Raw genomic sequence first — 7471 nt, 5'->3', positions numbered from 1 at the left:
GCGGGCGGCGCGCCCCCGCGCGCGCCCCCGGGCGCGCCCCGCCCCCCCCCCCCCCCGCCCCCCGGCGGGCCGGGGGGGGCGGCCCCCCCCCCCCCCCGTCAGACTCCTCGCGTAGCTGAGCAAACCCCCGGCACACTCCCCAACAGCACAACCAGCACTCGCCTGCCTTCACCCTCGCCACTGCAAACCGCATCACCCCTGAACCCCACGGCACCAAGCCCATTCCCGTCAACGCCGAAGGACGCCACCAACAGCACAAGCTCCTCTACAACCAAGCCATCCGGCAAGACGGACGGTCAAGCTTCGCACACGGTGCGCTTCGACCCAGACGACGGCAACACTCCTACCCAGGCGACCGTGAAAGCCGGCACTCTCGCATCCCCTCCGGGAAACAACCCCGTGCGCGAAGGCTTCCGGTTCGACGGGTGGACACGTGACGGCCAACCCTTCGATTTTCAGACCCCCATCCTGCAGGACACAACCCTGAAAGCCAAATGGAGCAAAGCCACGGACTGGACGCTGAGCCCGGACCACGGGCCCGCCTCCGGCACCCGGGTGACCATCAGCCCACCCAGCCTGCAAGAGCCCTACTATGTCAGCGTCCAAGCCGCAGGGGACCAGTTTACCGGTCTGACCGGCGACGGCCGCATCTACACCTGGGCACAGGACAGCGCACCCAAGCAGGTTCCCTCCCCCGCCCATGCCCCCGACGGGTTCCGCTACCTGCAGGTTGCATCAGGCAGCCAATGGCAGGCCGCATTAGGATCCGACCAGCAGATCTACACCTGGACCAACGGACAATCCACGCCCGCCATCCTCGACACCAAGCAGAACACCAGGTTCACCAGCATCAGCATGAACGACGGCCTGCTGCTGGCCGTGGACCGGCAGGGACATGTCCACGCCTTCCAAGCCGGCCAGACCGACGGTCAGAACGAAAAATTGACGGAACAAGCCACGACCGTTCTGCCCGGACAGGCCCAGGCAATACTGGCCGTCGCCTCCCCCAGCCGGACTCTCATCGTGGATGCGGACGGGCAAGCCTGGACCTGGAACACAAGCAGGACCGCCAATGTCAAGCCCGAACGCATCAGACAAGACCAGGGCATGCGCATCACCCAAGCCCAAGCCCTCAGCCAGGGGTTCCTCCTCCTGGGCGCAAACGGGCAGGCCTGTTACCTGGCCGACGGCAAGACAAGCCTCGCAACCACCGGCCTGTCGGAAAACATGAAAGCCAGCCGGATCACCGCCAACAAGAACCAGGCCGTCATCACCGGCACGGACGGCCACATCTGGACCTGGAAGCCAGGCGAGACACCCACGCGCGCGGACAAGGGGAGCCAGCCCTACACACAGGCCACCATTACAGGCAGCAGGATCACCGCCCTAGACAGGCAGGGCAGCCTATACCAGTGGAGCATCAACACCCAGAACCAGCCAGGCAAGCCAGCAAAAGTCAACATCACCCAGGCGGCCACTCTCGAATCAGCCAGCCTGGACGGCCAGTCGCTGACACTCAACAAGACCGACGGCTCCTGGCAGACGGAAATGCCAGCAAGCCAGCCCGGACCAGTCACCATCACACTGACCGGCAGGCAGGACGGCCAGCCCTTCACCCGAAGCTTCAACTACACGGTAGACCAAACGCTTCTGAAGGACATCCGACAGAGTTCCACATCCACGGTCACCTTCAAGACAGACGGAGGAAGCCCCAAACCCGGAGACCAGCAAGTTACCTATCCCTACGGGAGAGTCCAACGGCCCTCACCCGACCCAACCCGCAGCGGCTACCAGTTCGACGGATGGTTTATCAACGAAGTCGCTTACGACTTCAGCAAGCCCGTCACCGAAAATCTCACCCTCACCGCCAAATGGACCAGCAAAACCCCCAACACCTCCTGGAGAATCAACCCCGACAAGGGCAGCCAGCTCGGCCACGAAACCACCACCATCACCCCGCCAGACAGCACCAGCGGCATCAGATTCAACCAGGTCGGCGGAGCAAAATACTATACCTATGTTTTTTCCTTGGCGGTGGGCAGCGACGGGAAAGCCTACGCATGGGGAGACAACACCTATGGTCAGCTCGGCGACGCAACGACTAACAGCCGGAGTACGCCGAACATAGTGAGGAAACCTGCAGGCGTGCCGACCGACTTCACCTATGTGCAGGTCAGCGCAGGAAAATGGCATTCGCTGGCCGTGGGTAGCGACGGATACGTATACGCCTGGGGCAGCAACCAGCATGGTCAGCTCGGCAACAACACCACAACGTATTCCTCTGTTCCTGTGCGCGTGCGCGACCCCGCCAGCCCCACTGACCCGAGCAAAGGACTCAAAGCCATACAGGTCAGCGCCGGAGACGAGCATTCACTGGCCTTGGACAGCGACGGATACGTCTACGCCTGGGGATGGAACGACAATGGCCGACTCGGCAACAACAGCACATCAGATTCGTCTTTCCCCGTGCGCGTGCGCGACCCCGCCAGCCCCACTGACCCGAGCAAAGGACTCAAAGCCGTACAGGTCAGCGCCGGATGGCACCATTCGCTGGCCGTGGGCAGCAACGGATACGCATACGCCTGGGGATTAAACAACTATGGCCAACTCGGCAACAGCAACAAAAACTCTTCGTCTTTTCCTGTGCGCGTGCGAGACTTCGCCAGCCCCAACGACGCAAACAAAGGACTGAAAGCCGTACAGGTCAGCGCCGGATACTCTCATTCGCTGGCCGTGGGCAGCGACGGATACACCTACGCCTGGGGATTAAACAACTATGGCCAACTCGGCAACAGCAACACAGCAGATTCGACAGTTCCTGTGCGCGTGCGCGACCCCACCAGCCCCAAGGACGCGAGCAAAGGGCTCAAAGCCACAGCGATCAACGCTGGAGGCGAGCACTCACTGGCTGTGGGCAACAACGGATACGCATACGCCTGGGGATGGAACCTGTATCGCCAGCTCGGCGACGGCACTACCAGCAACTCAAGTGTTCCCGTGCCAGTGCGCGACCCCACCAGTCCAGCCGACGCTAGCAAAGGGCTACAAGCCACACGGTTCAGCGTCGGAGACCATCATTCGCTGGCCGTGGGCAGCAACGGATACGCATACGCCTGGGGAGAAAACAGCTATGGTCAGCTCGGCGACGGCACTACCGACGACTCAAACGTTCCTGTGTCGGTGTTGTTCAACCTGCAGCCGGTGATCACTGCAGCCAGATTCGACACCGACCCAGGCACGAACCTGGCTCCTGTCAGCAACGGTAACAGCGTGACCGTGCTCACACCCGCACACCAGCCAGGTACGGTCACAGTCAGCGTCAACTATGCAATGGGCGGCGCGGGACGCATCCTGACCGACACCTCCCTCCGATACACGTACCTGCCTGCAGGCGTGCTCCCCAAGGCCGGAGGGGAGGGCATCCTGCTCGCCCTGGCCACCGGCATGACCGGCATGGGCGGGGTCCTCGCATCCCGCCGCCACCGCAGGGAACAACACCAACTGCTATACGCTTCGCACGAGTAAGAGCGGCCGGGCGGCGTATCAATCCCCCCGCCCCCGGCCCACCTAGGGGGAGCAGGGAGGAAACGTGCCAATCAAGGCTCAAACCCCAAGAGAGCCGACACTTCCCTCCCGCACCCCCACCACACTCCGCCCAGCCTGCAAAGTCTGGACGGCACATCAGGAGAGGGGGCAACCGCCACGGCGGGATGTGGGCATGCAACCACCCCACCATGGCGGCCGTCCCTGCCTGATTCCAGCCAGAGCAAACACTCTTTATACCGCCAAATCGGCCATGTAGAATTGAACAAGACGACCATCCGCCACAGGCGGGAAGACAAGGAGGAGCAGATGGCTTTCAACGGGAATCCGCGGCCGCAGGCCCCATACGGTCAGTACACACAGCAGCCGATGCCGACCATGCAGGGCGGTGAGCCCTACGGCATGGGCGCGCCCATCGACACCAACGCAGCATACAGCTTTGAAAAGGCGGAGCGGGTCTCCATGTCCCGCGCCTATGCGGAGATGGCCGTCGGCCTGTTGGTCACCGCCCTGACCGCCTACCTGACAGCCCGGACCGGATTGCTCCTGGCATTCATGCAGGCCACGGGCGCCCTGGGCTGGATCGGCATGGCCGTGGTCCAGGTGGCCTTCGCCATGATTCTGAGTGTCCGGGTCATGCGCATGCGCACCTCCACCGCCCGGGTCATGTTCTACCTCTATGCGGCCCTGATGGGCTTCACCCTGAGCACCATCTTCATGACCTACTCACTGCCCTCCATCATGCTGACCCTGGTGATCAGCGCGGGCTTCTTCTTCGTCCTCAGCATGCTGGGGCTGACCACGCGGCGCAACATGCTGGGCATGGGGTCCATCTTCATGGCCGGCCTGCTCATGCTGATCCTGGTCCAGGTGGTCATGCTCTTCCTGGCCCCCTCCGACACGGCCCTGCGCGTGGTCTCGGCCATCGGCATCATCCTCTTCGCCGGGCTGACCATGTACGACGTCCAGCAGACCAGGGTCATCTTCGCCACCTACCGCAGCCAGGGGCCGGAGGCCATCAAGCGGGTCTCCATCCTCTGCGCCCTCAACCTTTACCTAGACTTCGTCAACCTCTTCCTCTACATCCTGAATCTGGTCGGCGACCGCAACTGATATAAGAAATCCCCGCCCCTGGCATCGGGGGCGGGGATTTTTGTATCTTCAGGCCTCTTGATCGGCCTTGGACAGCAGCCCACGCAGCACGTACTGCAGGATGCCGCCGTTGCGGTAGTACTCAGCCTCGCCAGGGGTGTCGATGCGCACCTTGGCCGCAAACTCCACCCTGCTGCCGTCGGGCCGCTGGGCCCGCACCTGGACCTGCTCGGGCAGGGAGCTGTTCAAGGCGTCGACGCCGATCAGGTCATAGGTCTCCTGGCCGTCCAGCCCCAGGCTCTGGGCCGACTGACCCGCTGGGAACTCCAGCGGCAGCACGCCCATGCCGATCAGGTTGCTGCGGTGGATGCGCTCGAAGGACCTGGCGATGACGGCCCGCACGCCCAGCATCCGGGTGCCCTTGGCCGCCCAGTCCCTGGAGGAGCCCGTGCCGTACTCGCTGCCGGCCAGCACCACCAGGGGCGTGCCCTTCCTGGCGTAGTCCTGCGCCGCCTCGAAGATGGTCGTCTCCTGGCCGTTCAGGAAGTCGTAGGTGAACCCTCCCGGGCGCACATCCAGTCCCACCGAGGCCAGCAGCTGGTTGCGCAGGCGGATGTTGCCGAAGGTGCCCCGGACCATGACCTCGTGGTTGCCGCGCCGGGAGCCGTAGGAGTTGAAGTCCCTGGGGGCTATGCCATGCTCCTGCAGGTAGCGGCCGGCCGGTGCGTCGGCCTTGATGGCCCCTGCGGGCGAGATGTGGTCGGTGGTGACCGAATCCCCCAGCAGGGCCAGCACCCGGGCCCCGTGGATGTCCTCCAGGGGGTCGGGCTGGGCCTTCATGCCATCGAAGAAGGTCTGGCGGCGGATGTAGGTGGAATCCTGATCCCAGTGGAAGAGCTCGCCCTCCGGCACCTCCAGCTTCCGCCAGCGCTCGTCCCCGCCGAAGACGTCCGCATAGTCGCGCAGGTACATGTCCCGGTCCAGGGCGGTGCCCACCACGGACTCGATGGCCTCCTGGGAGGGCCAGATGTCCGCCAGCATGACCGGCTTGCCCTGGCTGTCCTGGCCCAGGGGGTCGCGCCAGGGGTCGAAGTCCATGCTGCCGGCCAGGGCGTAGGCCACCACCAGGGGCGGCGAGGCCAGGTAGTTCATCTTCACATCCGGGCTGATGCGGCCCTCGAAGTTCCTGTTGCCCGAGAGCACGGCCGTCACCGTCAGGTCGTGATCGGCGATGGCCTGGTGGATGGCCGGGTCCAGGGGTCCGGAGTTGCCGATGCAGGTGGTGCAGCCGTAGCCGACCAGCTCGAAGCCCAGGGCGTCCAGGTCCTTGCTCAGGCCGGTCCGGTTCAGATAGTCCGTCACGACCTGGGAGCCAGGAGCCAGCGAGGTCTTGACCCAGGGCTTGGGCTTGAGGCCCCGGGCCCGGGCCTGGCGGGCCAGCAGACCGGCGGCCACCATGACCGAGGGGTTGGAGGTGTTGGTGCATGAGGTGATGGCCGCGATGACCACATCCCCGTCCCGCAGGCTGAACTCGCTGCCGTCGGCCTTCCTGACCGGCACGGCCTGGCCGTCTGCGTCCCTGCCTTGGTCGCTGTAATCCTTCAGGTCCCGATGGAAGGTCTGCTGGGCCTGGTCCAGCAGGATGCGGTCCTGGGGCCTCCGGGGGCCGGCAATGGAGGGACGCACCGTGGACAGGTCCAGCTCCAGCACCTGGGAATACTCGGGCTCGGGGCAGTCGGCATCCTCCGGGTCCATCCACAGCCCGTTGGCCTTGGCATAGGCCTCCACCAGGCGCACATGCTCGTCGCTACGGCCGGTCAGACGCAGGTAGTCCAGGGTGATTCGGTCGATGGGGAAGATGGCGCAGGTGGAGCCGAACTCGGGGCTCATGTTGCCCAGGGTGGCCCGGTTGGCCAGGGGGACCTGGGCCAGGCCCTTGCCGTGGAACTCCACGAACCTGCCGACCACGCCCACCTCGCGCAGCATCTGGGTCACGGTCAGCACCACGTCGGTGGCAGTGACCCCCTCGGGGATGGATCCGGTCAGCTTGAAGCCCAGGACCTGGGGGACCAGCATGGAGATGGGCTGGCCCAGCATGGCCGCCTCGGCCTCGATGCCGCCCACGCCCCAGCCCAGCACGCCCAGGCCGTTGACCATGGTGGTGTGGGAGTCGGTGCCCACGCAGGAGTCCGGGTAGACCAGGGCCGGCCCCTCTCCCTTGGTCCTGTCCCTGCGCATGACCACCTGGGCCAGGTACTCCAGGTTGACCTGGTGGATGATGCCGGTGCCCGGGGGCACCACGCGGAAGTTCTGGAAGGCCTGCTGGCTCCAGCGCAGGAAGCGGTAGCGCTCACTGTTGCGCCGGTATTCCATGTCCATGTTGTGTTCCAGGGCGCCAGGCACGCCCGAGCTGTCCACCTGGACGGAGTGGTCGATGACCATCTGCGCGGGGATGAGCGGGTTGACCAGGGAGGGGTCGTCGCCCAGGGCCTTGACGGCATCGCGCATGGTGGCCAGGTCGACCATGCAGGGCACGCCGGTGAAGTCCTGCATGAGCACCCGGGCGGGGCTGAACTGGATCTCCCTGTCGGGCTGGGCCTTGGGGTCCCAGTTCAGCAGCTGATCCAGCTGGTCCCGGGTCACCGTGGTCCCGTTCTGGTGCCGCAACAGATTCTCGGCCAGGATGCGCAGGCTGTAGGGCAGGTGGTCGATGCCCGGAAGGTCGCTGATCCGGTAGTATTCGAACTCCTCGGAGCCCACCTTGAGCTTGGAACGACCGGCATCTTGTGCGGATTCTGACATGCACCACCCCTTCCTTGGACGCTCAGGCACTGCC

3 protein-coding genes are annotated in these 7471 nt (G+C 64.8%); 2 read left to right on the top strand and 1 reads right to left on the bottom strand.

Annotation, left to right across the window (positions count from 1 at the left end; translation table 11 throughout):
- Window positions 1-312 precede the first annotated feature (312 nt).
- Together H3V04_RS01425 and H3V04_RS01420 are read left to right on the top strand one after the other, a co-directional pair.
- Window positions 313-3525 (top strand): InlB B-repeat-containing protein, encoded by a 3213-nt coding sequence (locus H3V04_RS01425; protein ID WP_198186980.1) that lies wholly within the window; start codon window positions 313-315, stop codon window positions 3523-3525.
- 327 nt (window positions 3526-3852) lie between these two features.
- Entirely contained in the window at window positions 3853-4656 is an 804-nt protein-coding gene (locus tag H3V04_RS01420; protein WP_198187483.1) for a Bax inhibitor-1/YccA family protein, read from the top strand.
- Between the two features lie 48 nt (window positions 4657-4704).
- On the opposite strand, the gene acnA is transcribed toward H3V04_RS01420, so the two are convergent.
- Window positions 4705-7437, bottom strand: coding sequence for an aconitate hydratase AcnA (gene acnA, locus H3V04_RS01415; protein ID WP_198186979.1), 2733 nt, complete (start codon window positions 7435-7437; stop codon window positions 4705-4707).
- Between the last annotated feature and the right edge of the window lie 34 nt (window positions 7438-7471).

The sequence above is a fragment of the Bifidobacterium sp. M0353 genome (genome assembly GCF_016100645.1).
In the GTDB taxonomy this organism is placed as follows: Bacteria; Actinomycetota; Actinomycetes; order Actinomycetales; family Bifidobacteriaceae; genus Bombiscardovia; species Bombiscardovia choladohabitans.
This window is presented reverse-complemented; position numbering and strand designations above follow the sequence as displayed.

Coding starts and splice junctions, on each gene's coding strand:
- H3V04_RS01420 (WP_198187483.1), top strand. CDS start 3,853: ATGGCTTTCAACGGGAATCCGCGGCCGCAGGCCCCATACGGTCAGTAC.
- acnA (WP_198186979.1), bottom strand. CDS start 7,437: ATGTCAGAATCCGCACAAGATGCCGGTCGTTCCAAGCTCAAGGTGGGC.